At 49.8% G+C, this 15,117-nt stretch carries 17 protein-coding genes; 12 read left to right on the top strand and 5 right to left on the bottom strand.

Annotated features, from left to right (window positions below; all coding sequences use genetic code 11):
- The first annotated feature begins 258 nt into the window (after positions 1–258).
- Positions 259–705: a hypothetical protein gene (locus H6570_14790; GenBank protein ID MCB9320546.1), complete on the top strand. Its 447-nt coding sequence runs from the start codon at positions 259–261 to the stop codon at positions 703–705.
- 6 nt (positions 706–711) lie between these two features.
- A complete protein-coding gene (locus H6570_14785) occupies positions 712–1,833 on the top strand; it encodes a glycosyltransferase (GenBank protein MCB9320545.1) in 1,122 nt (373 codons plus the stop codon).
- Between the two features lie 53 nt (positions 1,834–1,886).
- Here the strand turns inward: H6570_14785 and rpmA are convergent, their stop codons facing one another.
- The 3 genes from rpmA to H6570_14770 form a co-directional block, all read right to left on the bottom strand.
- Positions 1,887–2,528 (bottom strand): 50S ribosomal protein L27, encoded by a 642-nt coding sequence (gene rpmA / locus H6570_14780; protein ID MCB9320544.1) that lies wholly within the window; start codon positions 2,526–2,528, stop codon positions 1,887–1,889.
- 12 nt (positions 2,529–2,540) lie between these two features.
- Positions 2,541–2,849 (bottom strand): 50S ribosomal protein L21, encoded by a 309-nt coding sequence (rplU, locus tag H6570_14775; protein ID MCB9320543.1) that lies wholly within the window; start codon positions 2,847–2,849, stop codon positions 2,541–2,543.
- A 181-nt stretch (positions 2,850–3,030) separates the two neighbouring features.
- Positions 3,031–4,278: an aspartyl protease family protein gene (locus H6570_14770; protein ID MCB9320542.1), complete on the bottom strand. Its 1,248-nt coding sequence runs from the start codon at positions 4,276–4,278 to the stop codon at positions 3,031–3,033.
- A gap of 81 nt (positions 4,279–4,359) precedes the next feature.
- Between H6570_14770 and H6570_14765 the strand changes: the two genes are divergently transcribed.
- Positions 4,360–5,679 carry an amino acid permease gene (locus H6570_14765; protein MCB9320541.1) on the top strand — a complete coding sequence of 440 codons (1,320 nt, stop codon included), beginning with the start codon at positions 4,360–4,362 and terminating at the stop codon, positions 5,677–5,679.
- 6 nt (positions 5,680–5,685) lie between these two features.
- Here the strand turns inward: H6570_14765 and H6570_14760 are convergent, their stop codons facing one another.
- Both H6570_14760 and H6570_14755 read right to left on the bottom strand, forming a co-directional pair.
- A complete protein-coding gene (locus H6570_14760) occupies positions 5,686–6,912 on the bottom strand; it encodes a DUF711 family protein (protein MCB9320540.1) in 1,227 nt (408 codons plus the stop codon).
- A 161-nt stretch (positions 6,913–7,073) separates the two neighbouring features.
- Positions 7,074–7,991 (bottom strand): bile acid:sodium symporter family protein, encoded by a 918-nt coding sequence (locus H6570_14755; protein MCB9320539.1) that lies wholly within the window; start codon positions 7,989–7,991, stop codon positions 7,074–7,076.
- Between the two features lie 168 nt (positions 7,992–8,159).
- Between H6570_14755 and H6570_14750 the strand changes: the two genes are divergently transcribed.
- From H6570_14750 to H6570_14710, 9 genes are all read left to right on the top strand, one after another.
- Positions 8,160–9,230 carry a PrsW family intramembrane metalloprotease gene (locus tag H6570_14750; protein ID MCB9320538.1) on the top strand — a complete coding sequence of 357 codons (1,071 nt, stop codon included), beginning with the start codon at positions 8,160–8,162 and terminating at the stop codon, positions 9,228–9,230.
- Positions 9,223–9,417 carry a hypothetical protein gene (locus tag H6570_14745; GenBank protein ID MCB9320537.1) on the top strand — a complete coding sequence of 65 codons (195 nt, stop codon included), beginning with the start codon at positions 9,223–9,225 and terminating at the stop codon, positions 9,415–9,417. Before H6570_14750 ends, H6570_14745 begins: the two co-directional genes overlap by 8 nt.
- A complete protein-coding gene (locus H6570_14740; GenBank protein MCB9320536.1) occupies positions 9,374–10,216 on the top strand; it encodes a DUF2202 domain-containing protein in 843 nt (280 codons plus the stop codon). Before H6570_14745 ends, H6570_14740 begins: the two co-directional genes overlap by 44 nt.
- A 105-nt stretch (positions 10,217–10,321) precedes the next feature.
- Positions 10,322–10,924: an RNA polymerase sigma factor gene (locus H6570_14735; protein MCB9320535.1), complete on the top strand. Its 603-nt coding sequence runs from the start codon at positions 10,322–10,324 to the stop codon at positions 10,922–10,924.
- Positions 10,908–11,636, top strand: coding sequence for a hypothetical protein (locus H6570_14730; GenBank protein ID MCB9320534.1), 729 nt, complete (start codon positions 10,908–10,910; stop codon positions 11,634–11,636). The genes H6570_14735 and H6570_14730 overlap by 17 nt, the downstream gene beginning before the upstream one ends.
- A gap of 92 nt (positions 11,637–11,728) precedes the next feature.
- Positions 11,729–12,694 (top strand): YafY family transcriptional regulator, encoded by a 966-nt coding sequence (locus H6570_14725; GenBank protein MCB9320533.1) that lies wholly within the window; start codon positions 11,729–11,731, stop codon positions 12,692–12,694.
- Positions 12,695–12,749: 55 nt separating this feature from the next.
- Positions 12,750–13,268: a DinB family protein gene (locus H6570_14720; GenBank protein MCB9320532.1), complete on the top strand. Its 519-nt coding sequence runs from the start codon at positions 12,750–12,752 to the stop codon at positions 13,266–13,268.
- Between the two features lie 114 nt (positions 13,269–13,382).
- The gene (locus H6570_14715) at positions 13,383–13,898 is read left to right on the top strand and encodes a hypothetical protein (protein MCB9320531.1); all 516 of its coding nucleotides are present in this window, start codon (positions 13,383–13,385) and stop codon (positions 13,896–13,898) included.
- Positions 13,899–13,985: 87 nt separating this feature from the next.
- A complete protein-coding gene (locus H6570_14710; GenBank protein ID MCB9320530.1) occupies positions 13,986–15,044 on the top strand; it encodes an alkaline phosphatase family protein in 1,059 nt (352 codons plus the stop codon).
- Positions 15,045–15,117 lie beyond the last annotated feature (73 nt).

The raw sequence follows: 15,117 nt of genomic DNA, 5'->3' as shown, positions 1-15,117 counted from the left end.
AAATTGATTTGAAGAATATTAGGAAAACTTGATTATCCGGTAAGTGTTGCCCTGGGTTGGCAATTACCGGAGGTTTGGTCGGGTGGCGGACCAAAGTGTTTTAAGGAATATGCTTCTGTATCAAAAGAAAGCAGGGAATGTGGATGCCTTTTGCTTAGAAGTCCGTGATTAATCCATTAATTTAGGGTCTTGATCGTGAATTGTGGCAAAGCAATTTAGGTTCTCCTAAATAGAATCACTTCTTAACGAAAGATCACAATGAAGTTCAATTCCAATTTCTGGGTCGGTATGATTGTCATGGTTCTCATGGTCATCGGACTCTTTTTTATTGCCAGAGGGATATTTACCATCCTCAGTTGGGTGGCACCTATTCTGTTTATCCTGACACTGATCCTGCGATACAAGGTGGTGGTCGGATACCTCAATATGCTGTGGGACCTGTTGAAGCAGAACCCCATTGTCGGGGTTATTGCGGTTATTCTGACTGTCGTAGGCTTTCCGGTTGTTGCCTTTGTTCTTTTTGCCAAGGCCATGCTGGACCGCAAAGTGGATCAGATGTCCCGCGCCGAGCGGGAAGCGGTGGAAGGGAAGTTGGCTGATTATGAGATCCTGGAGGACGATCAGCACGATTCATTCGATTTGCCCCAAATGGAAAAGAAACCAAAGTCCTCGCCGTACGATCGTTATTTTGAAAATGAATCCTGATCAAGCTTGGCCTTCGTTTTCTTTTTTTGCCTGATAGCGCTAGCCCTTTACCTGTGGCTGATCGGAAATCTGATGGGTATCATACCCGCTTTTCGGCAAAGGTGTCCATCGGAGACTCCCGGCCAGGTTGCCCTCACAGTACTTATCCCATTTCGCAATGAAGCTGCTCACATCCCCGTATTGGTTGAAGCGCTGGAAAACCAGGATTTTCCGTCCGGGTGGCAGGTAGCTTGCCTGTGGATCAATGATCACTCCACAGATGGTGGAGAGAAACTCCTGCAACAAAAGTCAGGTCACCTGATCCACCAGGTCATCAATCTACCGGAAGCAATCGATGGGAAGAAGGCTGCTTTACAAGCAGGCCTCACGGCTGCTGAGTCCCAATGGATCTTATGCACCGATGCCGATACGATACCTGGCCCGGGATGGATCCGGCTCATGGTATCGTACGCTGCTGGTCAGAAATGGCAGTTTGCGACCGGTGGTGTCGTGCTGACGGGTAATGCCTGGCTTCAACGCCTGCAACATTGGGATATGGCCGCGATGATGGCCATCACCTGGCTTGGATGGGAGAGACAATGGTGGATGCTGGCTAATGGTGCTTCACTTTTGCTTTCCAGAGAGGCCGCCATCCAGGCCGGGGGGTGGAATCAGCAGCCCATGGCCAGCGGCGATGATCTGTTTATGGTCAGGCAGCTGGCAGAACGTGGTTTCCGGGGCGGATTTGTAGCCAACCGGGATGCCCTCGTATCCACGCCGGCACTTTCGTCGTGGCGTGGGTTGCTGGCACAACGCAAGCGCTGGGCTACCAAGCTGCGTGCTTTGCAGGATAGTGGCATTTGGGTCCTGGGCGTGTATTTGTTGCTGGTGGAATGGATGCCCTGGTTACTCCTGGTCGCCGGATTGATCTGGAAACCGGTATTCATGGTTGCTGGTGTCGTCGTACTGGCCGTAAAGTGGTTTTGGGACACCTGGTTTTTGCGGATGCTGGGTCGTATCATAGGGCGAACGGTTCCGTTTATGGAAAGCCTGTGGATCCAGCCCATGCACGCGCTGTTTATGTTGATCAGTGCTTTTTACAGCATCCTCGGGCGGTCGTATACCTGGAAAGGACGTAAGGTGCAATAAAAAAAGCCGCCATCCGGGAGGATAACGGCTTTCGATATGCTTTCCGGGCTGAATCAGCCAATTAATTCTTTGGCTTGTGCTGCCCATTCGTCGCGTTCTGCACGGCCTTTGAATGCAGTGATCAGGTTGTCAACCAGATCGTATTCTGCTTTCGTCATTTTACTGACCTGAGCGAACGTGTAGATTCCGATGGAATTCAACATCTCCTCCAGTTTCGGTCCTACGCCTTTGATCTTTTTCAGATCATCTTTGTCGTCGGCGCTTGCCGTACCAATGGCGCCTAACAGAGAGGCTTTGCCTGCTTCTGTGTCAAAGGCTTCTTCTTCCTTGGCTTCCGCCTTGGGCGCAGCTACAGGTTCTGGTTTAGCTGCGGGAGCTTTGGGTTCAGCTTTAGGAGCTGTTTCCACCTTGGCTGCCGGGGCAACAGTCTCAGCTACTTCCTCGAAAGGAATGATGTTAACAAATGTCCGGTCAAGACGACGGGTAACAAATTCGACGGTGCCATCAGAGAGAGCAAACAAGGTATGATCTCTTCCGATACCCACGTTATTGCCGGGATGAAATTTGGTTCCACGTTGACGTACGATGATGTTTCCGGCGAGGGCCAGCTGGCCGCCGAATAATTTTACACCCAGGCGTTTGCTTTTACTGTCGCGCCCGTTGTCCGTACTACCAACTCCTTTTTTATGAGCCATGCTTGTTTGCTTTTATGCGTTGATGGAATTGATCTTGATCTTGGTAAACTGCTGGCGGTGACCATTTTTTACCCGATAGCCTTTACGGCGTTTCTTTTTAAAGACAATGACTTTGTCTCCTTTTGCGTGGTCAATGACAGTGGCATCTACCTTGGCCTGCAGGAAAGGTGCTCCCACCTCTACTTTCTCACCACGGTCTACCAACAGGACCTCGTCAAATTGTACTTTACTACCGGCTTCTCCGCCCAGGTGGTGCACAAAAATTTCCTGCCCTTCCTGAACTTTGAATTGCTGGCCGGCAATGTTCACAATAGCGTACATAATTTGATGGTTTTTACAATCCAGTTAAACGGAGGGCAAAGATAGAACCTTTTCACAGAATAGCAAAGAAAAAATTAACATAGGACTGTATATAATAAGGTGCAGATGGAATGTTTCGCGGGACCAGGCAAGAAGCCGGAAGGGTAACGCCTACCCAAGAGCAGTAGGCTGTGGTCCGTTCCTAGATCAGGTCTCTGAGCCGGAAGGACTTCTCCATTCGAACTCCGTTTCGCTCAATGGTTACCTTTATCTTCTTGCCGGTCCGCTTCATCAGCATCCGATTGATGGAGGCCAGGTCAAAAAGTGACGCAGGCAGGCCCCGGATTTTCAGGATCAGGTCGCCCTCCCGGATGCCGGCCTCTTCTGCAGGACTACCGGGGATGATCGTGTTGACGTAAAAATCCTTCAGGTTGTGGCCGATGGCATAGATCAGCATGCCGCTTCGGTCGTAATTGAATTTTTGTTTGTAGGTGCGTGTGGGCTTCAGGTACAGCATGGAGTCGGGATAATCGATGATCACTTCAAACCGACGCAGTACCTGGTTGCCCAGGATACCGTTGCGATGGTTATTTATCGTGAACGCCTGGCTGGTGGAGTCCAGACGCTGGAAACTGGCCAGGACATTGTTGAACTGAAGGTCAGTGGGAAGTTCCAGCTGTTTGATCCGGCCCATATACCCCAGGAGATAGCCACCGAGCCCTTTGCCTAATTGCCCTATGATCGTTTTTTCCGGTATGCTCAGGTTCGGGTGGGTATTGGCGTAGATCAGTAAGGGGATACCAGAACCCGTATCCATGAGTAGTGATACGGGCACCCGGGCATTGTTCTCCAGGGTCACGGTAGCATCAAGCAGCGGCTTGGCTTCTTTCAGTCTCAGGGGGATGCGGTGATAATGAGGACCAGGCTCAGGGAAATGCTCAGGCCGGGTTAAGGTTAGGATCTGCTTCCGGTAATCGATCTTGGTGATGTAATGTTTAAAAACATCTCCCCCAAGAATACCGTCGATGAAGATTCCGGTCAATTCATCCAGCTGGAAATAATCTTCTTCGAAGATCAGGATGTCCTTGCGGACCTTGATGCGCCCTGGTATGTCCACCGAGATGTTTTGGCCGACCAGAGCATAGAGCTCCTGGCTGAGGTCTGCTCCCAGAATGGGGATTCGGCGGAGGTAGGGAATACGCAAAATGTCTGAATATTCTTTCTTGAACAACAGCGTGTACTGGGCTCCGGTATCGAATATGAAATGAAGTGGCAGGATACCATTCAGGCGGACATCGATAATGATGAAATTGTGTTTGAGTTCAAAAGGGATCTTGACCGTAGATTGCCCCTGCAACAGATCGAAGTTGATGTTTTGTACGTAACCGACCGTGGCGCTAATCAAGCCATAAATCAAAAAGACCAAGCGCTTTATTAAGTTTGCAGTCATACACGGATCAGGGTTACGGGAATTCCTAACCTGGTTTACATTAAAATTACAACGTTTTTGCTGGCTTAATGATTGACATTCATGGCGGATTTAAAAAAAGAACTGACGCTTTTTAGTTTAACCATGATTGCAGTGGGGTCCTGCATCGGCTCCGGAATTTTTATCACGCCGGCAGAAATAGCTCAATACCTCGGCAATGGCCACCTAATCTTGTTGGTCTGGTTGGTCGGAGGAGTGATCTCACTGACCGGGGCACTCACCTTTGCGGAGCTGGGAGGCTTATTTCAGGATGCCGGCGGCGTATTCATCTACCTGAAGGCTGCCTACGGGCGGCTGGTCGCGTTTCTCTATGGATGGGTTATCCTGACGGTGGTTACTTCCGGGGCGCTGGCTGCCCTTAGTGTTGCCTTTGCGCGGTTTCTTCAGTTCTTATGGCCATTTCCGGATGCTTTTCGGCCCTGGATAGGAGTGGTGGTTCTGATCCTGCTCACCGTCGTCAATATTATGGGGGTTAAAATGGGCGAATGGGTGTCCAATGTTTTTACCAGCCTGAAGTTGATAGGGATGCTGATTATCGTGGCCATTGCCCTGGCCTTGGGCACCGAGCACCCATTTACCGGATCTACCGTGCATGAAGCCATCGATCAGTTCAGTTTTACTGCATTTGGAGGAGCGCTGATCGGGGTATTGTGGTCCTATGGTGGATGGTATCATGCTTCTTTCCTGGCTGGTGAAGCTAAAAATCCACAGCGTAATGTGCCCCGCGCTATGGTATTCGGTGCGTTGATCGTTACGGCCATGTATGTCCTGACCAATCTGGCTTACCTGTATCTCTTGCCGGTAAGCAACATGGCAAGCTCAGGGGCTATAGCCGCCGATGCAGTCGAATCGGTCCTGAAGATAGGAGGTGTCCTGGTGGCATTGATCATTGTCATGTCCATTTTCGGAACCATTTCCATCTACACACTAAGTGCTCCACGGGTCTATTTTGCGATGGCCAAAAGCAAGGTTTTTTTTCCTGGATTAGCCTATATACATCCGAAATACCGCACGCCGGTGCGCGCCATCCTGTTGCAGTCATCCTGGTCAATCGTATTGGTTTTATTCTGGCAGACTTTTGAGAACCTGATCGCCTACGTCGTCTTTATGGATTGGATCTTTATGATCCTCGGCGCCATCAGTATCTTCATTTTCCGCCGGACGATGGCAGATATCCCCAGGCCCTACCGTACCACCTGGTATCCGGTAACTCCGCTGGTTTTTATTGCCATATCAACCTGGTTTGTCGCCAATATGCTGGTGGAGAAGCCCGTTCAGGCCTTATTTGGCGGTGCATTGTTGCTTCTGGGACTTCCGTTATTTGCCTGGTTTACCCGCCGGGCAAAGTCGGATTTAGACTGAAAGCCATCAACGGATGGGCATGATCCTGACTCCGGTCAGCCAGGGATTTGCGAAGGTGACTTTCTCACCGGCTACCTTGCCCGGGATCAGAAACAGACGGGCAGACAAAGCCTTGTTTTCGTATTTCAGGGACAGAGCAGCGACATCCTGCAGGAGGCGTTCCAGCTCATCGGCGGTCGTCTCTCCCGGCAGAGGGATCACATCGAGCCCGGTACCACTCACGGCTGAGAAAAGGAGCAGATCCTGGACCGTATACCGGTTTTCACTGGCACGCTGCGCCAGTACGGGGTCTTCAATGACCGGAAGCATCAGACCGCAATATCCGATCCTGCGTACATCCAGTTGCTTGATGGTGGTGGTGATCATACTGCAGGCGCTCAGCGTGGATGCGGATCCAAAAGGTTCGTGGGTGAGGGCTTCAATGGCTTCTCCGATACTGGCATCCAGTCCGGGTGCCGGCGAGGTGTCGATGCCATCGTAAGGCCAGCCATACTGACGGCTGATTGCCAGGGCAATGGTTTCTACCGGCTGGAGTTTGGATTCCATAGCTTTGGTAAGCTCCGCGGTGGCGTCCTCCCAGGTACAGTGTGAAAAGACCTCCCTGATAATGTTCGGGGTTTCCATGCCTATGGCAAAACTGTGTTCTCCCTGATGAAATCCGGCAGGAAAAAAGGGAATGCCACCCGGGCAGTTGGCCAGCGCTGCAAAGCGGAAATTGCCCTCTCCGCCTTCTGAGGTTTTAGCGATTGCCCGGATAATTTCTGCTGAAGAGCGGATGGATTTGGGATAGATCCCGGCTCCCCGTTTTGATATGGGAAGTGTAAAACTGATCGTCTGGGTTTGCTCAATGATGTCGGTAGCCATTTTGGTAGCTGTTGCATCATAGGTATTTGCGGGAAGCAGCCAGCCCATGCCCAGGACAATATTTTGTTTTTGGGCAATGCGGTCGAGGGCCATGAGTTTTTCTATAAAATCCCCCTCCGGTTCACCTTGCCGCAGCAGGTATAAATGTTGCGTTGTGATCCGCACAGTCTGGACGACATAACCGGCCGATTGGTATTGCTCCCGGGCTTTCTGGAGGAAATGAATGGCATCCCATAAAGTAGTCGTGTCATCGGCGCGTTGCAGCGTAATGCCGGCCGTGATGGTGCGGATGGCAAAAGAACTGCGGGGCTGGGCCTGGAGTGAAACCACGGATCCAAGGAACAGGATAATGAGCCAATGAAATTTCATGCCGTTTCGAATTAGGGCAGAAAGTTAAGCATTTGGTTAGCCGGGATGTATCCACCGGGGAATTATTCCTGAAAATGGAACAATCCATTCGAACTGAAAGTCGGCCTGATGGCACTTTTTACGCAGGAAATTCCAATTTTCGCCTGATGGTGATTTGTTTTTTATCCTTCAGAAGCTGCCTCCGGAGCCCTCTTACGCGCCCAATAGTTGGCGACCAGAAAGCTGGAGATGAGGTCATAGACACCCCACCAGGCAGCGACCAGGATCATACCACCTAATTCCGGAAAAAAATTGAATATCAGCACCAGCCCTAATCCGCTGTTCTGAACACCGGTCTCCAGCGAAATGGCCCGGGCATCCGCCTCAGGCAGGCGGTTTAGTTTCGCAAAATAATATCCCTGTACCATAGCCAGGGAATTGTGGAAGAAGACCAGACCCAGCACGATGTACAGGTAATTTTTTATGGTCGAGATATTCCCCAACAATGCAAATACAATGAATCCAAAAAAGATCAGCAGGGACAGCCTTTTGACCCAGGCCCTGATGCGGGCAGTAAATCCGGGCAGGTAATAATGAATGGTCATGCCGATGATGAGGGGAACCAGGATCAACTGAAAAATAATCTTGACCATATCCCAGGCGTTGACCTTGATCTGTTGGAGCAGGGGTTGGGTTTCCGGAAGAAAATGAGCCCATCCCTGGAAACTGAAAGGAGTGACAAAGATCGCAGCCAGCGTCACGATGGAAGTCAAGGTCACGGACAGTGCTGCATTGCCTCTTGCCAGATGGGTGGCGAAATTGGAGATGTTACCACCCGGGCATACCCCAACCAGCAACATCCCGAGCGCTATGCTTGGCACGGGACCCCAGGCTTTGATGATGAGGATGGTGAGTATCGGCAGCAGGATCAGTTGTGAGATCAGACCCACCATGGTGCTCTTTGGAAATTTGACCACGCGCCTGAAATCATCGATCGTCATATCCAGGGCAACACCAAACATGAGAAACCCGAGGCAGATATTCATTAAGGTCAGCTGATCCTGACTAAAGTTGATCCGGATGGAATCCACGTCGATCATCCTGGTACGGTTTATTGGACAAGATAAAATTTAATGTGCAATCTTAAACCTTTGGACGACCGCTCCACAATATCCCGGAAGACAACCGGTCGATCCTGATTCAAAATCATTGTTTCCGGATAGCAGTCTGATTTCTTCTGACTAAATTAGTAGCAAAACCACCGCAAAATGCTCCAGATCCAATGCCCTCACTGTAAGAATGCGCAGTCTTATGAGGTCAGTTCGGAAAGCAGAACCGTCGTATGCAGTGAATGCCAGCAGTCGTTCACGATCCCGGGAATGGCAAATTCCAAAGGAAACTTCGGGGACCAGGTTTTAAAGCATGGTAAAAAGGTGGCCCAGGATCTCCATTCTATTTCCTTCCGGGAAGAGATCCTACCATTGGATCAGGCTAATTTTACCCGATTTTCACGCAGTTTTACTTTTTGGGGCATCACGCTGCTGGGCATGATTCCCCTGCTTATTGTTACGGTCGACCGGTCAGAGGCCCAGCTCACTCTGTTTGCCTTGTTTTTTGCATTGGTCTGGGGGGTTATCTTTAAAAAGTTTGTCATACAGGATGAGGGATCCTGGACCTGGGCAATCGGGTCGTTATTCTTCACCGGTATCTTTGGGATCTGGCTCTTACTTTTCCTGTACCATTACATCGTCCCCGATTTTTACCTGAATATGGCAGACCAGTCGAACCCCGTCGTTTCACTGATCGGGTACGTATTCCAGGTGGGCATCTGGGAGGAGATGTGCAAGGCGCTGCCGGTGATCATGGTGCTCCGATGGGTGAAGCCATCCATTGATCTCCGTTCGTTGCTGGTGATTGGTTTGTTTTCAGGGCTGGGATTCGCTGCTTTTGAGAATCTGAATTATGGTAATAATGCCATCAGTTCCACGTATTCCCTCACCAGGGAATATGGAGTTGGTGGATTGGTATCCGGCGTCCAGTCCGCGATGGTCGTTACATTGCTACGTTCAGTATCCCTGGTGTTTTGTCATGCCGTCTGGGCGGGGATTTTCACCTATTTCATCGGACTATCCACCGTGAATAAAGACCGTAAGGTGGCCTTCTTTCTTGCCGGGCTCCTTGTCGCAGCCGTTCTCCACGGACTGTACGACTGGCTGGCCGGACTACAACCGACCATTGCTGCACTCCTTGCCGGTTTTTCTTTTGTGCTTTTCTATGCGTACGTACAGAAGGGTCTCAATGAGTCTGAAGCGATAAGTGCAGACCCGGTAAATGAATGAAATATCAGAGAAAAAAGATTTGAAAATATTTTTTCAAAAAGTGAAAGGAATTTTCGCAGCCTGCGTAGTACCTGGTGATAACAATCAGAAAATAGTTAAAACACCAGGTTATGAAATCGATAGTCAAATTCAAATCAATAGGAATGATACTGCTAGCGGCAGTGGGCGTTACATTCGTCCAATGTGAAAAGCAAGCCCTGGCAGATCCGGTCACGGATCAGGTCACCCTGGAACAACGCGGAGGGATCGATGCCGAAGCACTTTGTACCTGCCTCACTGAAAATTATGCCAAAGACCCATTAAGCGCAGACGAGATTGCCGCTTTGACCTTCATGCGGCAGGAGGAGAAACTGGCACGTGATGTTTACATGGCCCTGAATGAGCAATACAACCAGCGGATATTTACCAATATTATCCGTTCCGAACAGCAACACATGGATGCCATCGGATGTTTGCTGACGAAATATGAACTGGCCGACCCGGTAGCAGGAATGGAAGCGGGACAATTTGCAAATGAAGATTTGGCCGCATTGTACAGCCAGTTGCTCGAGCAGGGTGGCGGTGGTCTGGTCAGCGCACTGCAGGTAGGCGCTACCATCGAAGACCTGGACCTGAATGACCTCGCGGTATGGTTGGAAAAAACCACCCTGGATAATGAAGATGTCATTGCCGTGTTTAATGAACTGATGCGTGGTTCCCGTAATCACCTGCGGGCATTCGTACGGAATCTGGGATGGAATGACGCATCTTATACGGTACAATACCTCGATGAGGAGACTTACCTTGCTATTCTGGAAAGCGGCATGGAACGGGGTGGAACCCTTTGTGATGGGCTTTGCGACGGTACCGGTTTCAATGGCAATGGCAATGGCCAGGGCCTCGGTACAGGCGAATGTGACGGAACAGGACAAGGACTCAATCAGGGAAACAACGGACCAAAAGGACCGGCTGGAAATCCCGGATCTCGCAATGGTAGAAATGGTTGATGTTCGTTCTTTAGATATTGTTTAGAAGAAGGTAACTTTGAAAGGTTCAAATTACCTTCTTCTTTTTTTATTACCCTGGTTTAAAAAGGAGTTAAGAACTCGATCATGATCCTTTCCGGAGCACATTGTGACGAATTATCGGATGCGGAAATAATCCGCAAGTCGCTGGAACAAGTGGACTACTTTTCCTGCCTGTACCTGCGGTATGGACCCCGCCTTTTGCAATACATCCAGAGGATATCTTCCTATACTCCGGAAGAGGCCGAAGACCTGCTTCAGGAGGCTTTCATTAAAATCTGGAAAAACCTGAATGCGTACCAGCCATCCCTTAAACTATCCAGCTGGTTATACCGGATCGTACACAATCACGTCATTTCGACCTGGAGAAAACAGCATGGTCAGGATATGACTTATACCCTTACGTGGGATGATCGGCTACCGGAGGACCTGGCTGAAGATCTGGAGTATGATGATGCTGATGAGGATCGGATGAGCCGGCTGAGGCGGGCTGTGCAAGCACTACCGGACAAATACCAGGAAGTTGTTACGTTGAAATATTTTGAGGAAATGAATTACGAGGAGATCTCTGATGTACTGAAGATCCCGGAAGGAACAGTTGCTACCCGGCTGAACCGGGCGCGTCAGATGATGGCTAAATTCTGTAATAAATCGTTGACCAAAACCAATACAGATGGACCCCGCAGATAAAATGATTCAATCAATCAAAGAGCAACAACTCAAACCAACTTCCCGGTGGTATTACCGCCTGAGGGAAGGGATCATCTGGACATTGTTCGGCATATCCATTATACTGGGTGCAATGGCATTTTCCATCATCCTGTATGCCATCCAGCAGGCGGATTTCAACCTCGTCAAACACATATCTCATTCCAGGTTGGAGTTGTTGCTGGCCATACTGCCATTTATTTGGATTGTATTGATGATTGTAGGGCTGGTACTGGCTCTCGTCAGTCTGAAAAATACCTGGCGAGGCTATAAAATCTCACCTTTGCGACTGGTCACCACTAATCTGGCTTTAAGCATATTGCTTGGAACGGCATTTTTTATTGGAGGTGGTGGCGATAAGCTGGAATCTGCCTTTAACCGGACAGGGTTTGATTATACCAGTATCCAGGAGCGAAAACAATTGATCTGGTCCCATCCGGAAGAAGGAATGTTGGCGGGTAAAATTGAGGGCATTACCAATGACGAAATGACACTCACTGACTTTGGGGGTAACACCTGGCATGTGAATATCGACGGGGCCTTCATAGCTCCGGTCCTCACCCTGGAGCCAGGTGAAACCGTTAAATTGACCGGATCCCAGACTGCAGAAGAGACATTCCGTGCCAAAGAAGTGCGACCCTGGGGAGGTCCGGGAAACCCCGGCTCAGGATACCCGGGTAAAGGCCGGCAATAACAGCTTTGGTGAAAGCCAGTGGATACAGGTTTGGGTTCGGTTGACTTGAATCCTGTGTCCGATTGTGTATTTTTAGATCACACAAGAGACACATGAACCGCATCGATCGGCTTACCGCCATCTTAACCCATCTGCAATCCCGGCGATTGGTCAAAGCAGAAGAGATCGCTCGGCGTTTTGACATCTCCTTACGGACGGTGTACCGGGACGTCCGGGCACTTATTGAAGCAGGTGTTCCTATCAATGGTGAAGCAGGGGTAGGCTACTCCATTATGGAAGGATACCGGTTGCCCCCTGTGATGTTTACCCAGGAAGAAGCCATGGCCCTGCTGGTCGCCGAGAAAATGGCACAAACGTCCACCGACCAGCACAACAGCGCACAGATTCAGTCCGCCATGATCAAAATCCGGTCGGTCCTGCGCATTCCTGAAAAGAATACGCTGGAAAACATCGACGATAACATTGCCATCCGAAGTTTCCGAAGGTCCGGCAGCGTTGAAGATCAACCGGATAACATTCTCCAGAAGATCCTGGCCAGCATTGCAGCTGAACAGGTCATCCACATTCAGTACAGCACGATCCAAAAACAGGAATACAGCGAGCGGGACATTGAACCGGTAGGCATTTATTTTTCGCATGAATACTGGTATCTGATCGCTTACTGTCAGTTGCGTCAGGCTTACCGCACCTTCCGGCTGGATCGCATCCTGATCATCCGGGATACCGGTAAGAAGTATTTGCACCACCACCCCACGCTAAAGACCTACCTCGAACAGTTGCAACGTAAAGAACGCCTCGTCCGGGTGGTCGTCCAGATAGACAAGTCCATTGTCCATTATTTCCGGGAAGAGAAATACAAACAGGGACTGATCCTGGAACATGTGTCCGGGGAGCTGGTTGAGATGACATTTATGGTCAGCGGCATATACCGCATTGCGCATTGGTTGATGCAAATGGCACCATTTGCTTCGGTTATGGAACCGCCGGAACTAATCGATCATATGGTGGATATGGCAGAAAAAATGATTGTCAGGCAAAAAAAAGTAAAAAGCTCCTGACATAGGGCTGTCATTCATCCGCCTTTCTTTGCAAGTGAACTTAAAATAAAAAGAAATGAAACTATTAGAAATCCTTGCAAAAGAAATGGAACAGGAAGCGGTTACCACCCGTAAAATGCTATCGCGGATACCCAACGACAAATTCGACTGGCAGCCACATGAGCTTAGCATGACCATCGAACGGTTGTCCAATCACATCGCAGAACTGCCGGGTTGGGTGGACATGATCCTGAATACACCGGAACTGGACTTTGAAAACAACCCTTATCAGGCTACGACCTACGACAATACCGACGATTTACTGGAATTCTTTGAGGCCAAGTTACAGGACGGCCTGAACGCACTCAAGGAAGCTCAGGAGGATGAGCTGGAAGGCGAATGGACGTTGCGGCGGGGAGATGTGATCTTGCAACGCAGCAATAAACTCGAGTTTATCCGCCACACCTTTTGCCAGATCGTTCATCACCGGGCACAGATGGGGGTATACCTTCGGCTCCTCGATGTGCCGATCCCGGGAAGTTACGGGCCAAGTGGTGATGAGATGCGGGCCAGGGCTGCAGCAGTCGCTTCGTAAACAGTGATTCAGGATATATCCTGACCAATAAAACCAAGGTAACGGTTTTGGGCCGGCTGGCACCAGGCAGACGATTCAAGGCCGTTACCCTGCATTGAATTATATCTATTTATTATGCAATCAGATGCCGTGCAAATTCCTCATTACAATACAGTCAATCCCTTTATTCTCATCAAAGGTGGAGCCGATCAATTTATTGATTTTGCGGTCTTTGTATTTGAAGGCGTGGAAAACAGATCCAACCGCACTCTGGACCGGGATGGAAGCCTTATACACGCTGAAATACAGGTAGGTAATGCCATGTTACTGATAGCGGACTCCAAGGAGGACTGGCCGTTCACACCGGCATTCCTGCAGGTCTATGTTCAGGATGCTGCAATGACCTTGCAGAAAGTAGTCGCCTGCGGAGCAAAAGTGATCACAGAGGTGAGCCCGTTTTACCATGGACTGAAACTGGCCCGGATACAAGATTCCTGGGGAAATTTGTGGTGGATCTATGAGAAAAGTGACTCCGGAGAGCCCCCTGTCAATAATTCCAATGTGGAATGGCATCAGCGTGAACCGGGGTACGTTTACACAACGTTGATGCATGCCATGAAGCAACTGACAAGGTTTACCCGGCTACAATAGGATCATTCGTCTTAAGAATAATTCTTTTTGGCCAACCAAATAGCCCGAACAACCTGCCACCTTGTATTTTAGCTGCAAAATCAGCCAATGATGCGAAGTGTCCATGCTGCCATACTATTCCTGCTTGTTGCTTTATTATGGACTTCTGCGTGCCGCAAACCGGTTAACGAAGCTGTTGAAACCAGTGTTCAGGATGTAAAAGACAATGTCCACCTCATCGCGTTCGGGTCCTGTAACCGGCAGAATCTGGCTCAGGATTATTGGGACCGGATCGGATCGCTGCATCCGGATCTGTGGATTTGGTTGGGGGATAATATTTATGCCGATACCGATGATCGTGCTGCGATGGCTGCCATGTATAACAAGCAGAAGAGCAATCCCCATTATGCCGTATTCCGGCAGCAAGTGCCCATCATCGGTATTTGGGACGACCACGATTTTGGGATCAATGACGGCGGCAAGGAATTTGCATTTAAAGACACCAGTAAAGAATTGATGCTTGATTTTCTGGATATACCAGCCGACGCCCCGGTTCGGCATCACACCGGTATTTACCAGGACTATACCTTGAACAGCGATGGTCACCCAGTGAAGGTGTTGTTGCTGGATACCCGCTATTTCCGGGATGCACTCGAGCCTTCCGGGACAGGTCCTCAGCGCTATGAGGTCAATGAAGAAGGTGATATCCTGGGTGAGGAACAATGGCAATGGCTGGCACAACAATTGCAGGATAGCACCTGGGAGCTGGCATTGATCGGCGGGGGCTACCAGTTTCTGCAGGAGGAACAGTATTTTGAGAAGTGGGCTAATTTTCCCCGGGCGCATCAGCGGCTGCTGAATCTCATCGACAGCCTGGCTTCCCATCCGGTAATCCTGTTATCGGGTGACCGGCACATCACTGAGATTGCCCGCAAAGATTTGCCCCACCAGTCCTGGCCGCTATACGAAGTGACGGCTTCAGGGCTGACCCACTCGTACACCGAAGTCAATGAGCCGAATCAGTACCGGGAAGGTCCTGTCCTGGGGCAAAAGAACATGGCTACGCTGCAATTGGACTGGCAGGCTGCCGATCCGCAGTGTCTGGTCACGCTGTATGAACTGGACAGCATCAAGCCTTTTTATATGGACACGATCCGGTATAATTAAGTAGGCGGTGGTTAGTACTCAGCTATAGGAGGAGGACCATTTGGAATTTGATTACTTATTTCCCGTTGATCAC

Source organism: Lewinellaceae bacterium (assembly GCA_020636135.1).
Taxonomy (GTDB): Bacteria; Bacteroidota; Bacteroidia; order Chitinophagales; family Saprospiraceae; genus JAGQXC01.
Note: the sequence above shows the minus strand (reverse complement) of the source record. Positions and strands in the feature narration are given on the sequence as shown.

What these genes read in the sequence shown, in the direction of transcription:
- H6570_14790 (MCB9320546.1), top strand. Translation starts at nt 259, where the DNA reads ATGAAGTTCAATTCCAATTTCTGGGTCGGTATGATTGTCATGGTTCTC.
- rpmA (MCB9320544.1), bottom strand. Translation starts at nt 2,528, where the DNA reads ATGGCTCATAAAAAAGGAGTTGGTAGTACGGACAACGGGCGCGACAGT.
- rplU (MCB9320543.1), bottom strand. Translation starts at nt 2,849, where the DNA reads ATGTACGCTATTGTGAACATTGCCGGCCAGCAATTCAAAGTTCAGGAA.
- H6570_14770 (MCB9320542.1), bottom strand. Translation starts at nt 4,278, where the DNA reads ATGACTGCAAACTTAATAAAGCGCTTGGTCTTTTTGATTTATGGCTTG.
- H6570_14765 (MCB9320541.1), top strand. Translation starts at nt 4,360, where the DNA reads ATGGCGGATTTAAAAAAAGAACTGACGCTTTTTAGTTTAACCATGATT.
- H6570_14760 (MCB9320540.1), bottom strand. Translation starts at nt 6,912, where the DNA reads ATGAAATTTCATTGGCTCATTATCCTGTTCCTTGGATCCGTGGTTTCA.
- H6570_14755 (MCB9320539.1), bottom strand. Translation starts at nt 7,991, where the DNA reads ATGATCGACGTGGATTCCATCCGGATCAACTTTAGTCAGGATCAGCTG.
- H6570_14750 (MCB9320538.1), top strand. Translation starts at nt 8,160, where the DNA reads ATGCTCCAGATCCAATGCCCTCACTGTAAGAATGCGCAGTCTTATGAG.
- H6570_14745 (MCB9320537.1), top strand. Translation starts at nt 9,223, where the DNA reads ATGAATGAAATATCAGAGAAAAAAGATTTGAAAATATTTTTTCAAAAA.
- H6570_14740 (MCB9320536.1), top strand. Translation starts at nt 9,374, where the DNA reads ATGATACTGCTAGCGGCAGTGGGCGTTACATTCGTCCAATGTGAAAAG.
- H6570_14735 (MCB9320535.1), top strand. Translation starts at nt 10,322, where the DNA reads ATGATCCTTTCCGGAGCACATTGTGACGAATTATCGGATGCGGAAATA.
- H6570_14730 (MCB9320534.1), top strand. Translation starts at nt 10,908, where the DNA reads ATGGACCCCGCAGATAAAATGATTCAATCAATCAAAGAGCAACAACTC.
- H6570_14725 (MCB9320533.1), top strand. Translation starts at nt 11,729, where the DNA reads ATGAACCGCATCGATCGGCTTACCGCCATCTTAACCCATCTGCAATCC.
- H6570_14720 (MCB9320532.1), top strand. Translation starts at nt 12,750, where the DNA reads ATGAAACTATTAGAAATCCTTGCAAAAGAAATGGAACAGGAAGCGGTT.
- H6570_14715 (MCB9320531.1), top strand. Translation starts at nt 13,383, where the DNA reads ATGCAATCAGATGCCGTGCAAATTCCTCATTACAATACAGTCAATCCC.
- H6570_14710 (MCB9320530.1), top strand. Translation starts at nt 13,986, where the DNA reads ATGATGCGAAGTGTCCATGCTGCCATACTATTCCTGCTTGTTGCTTTA.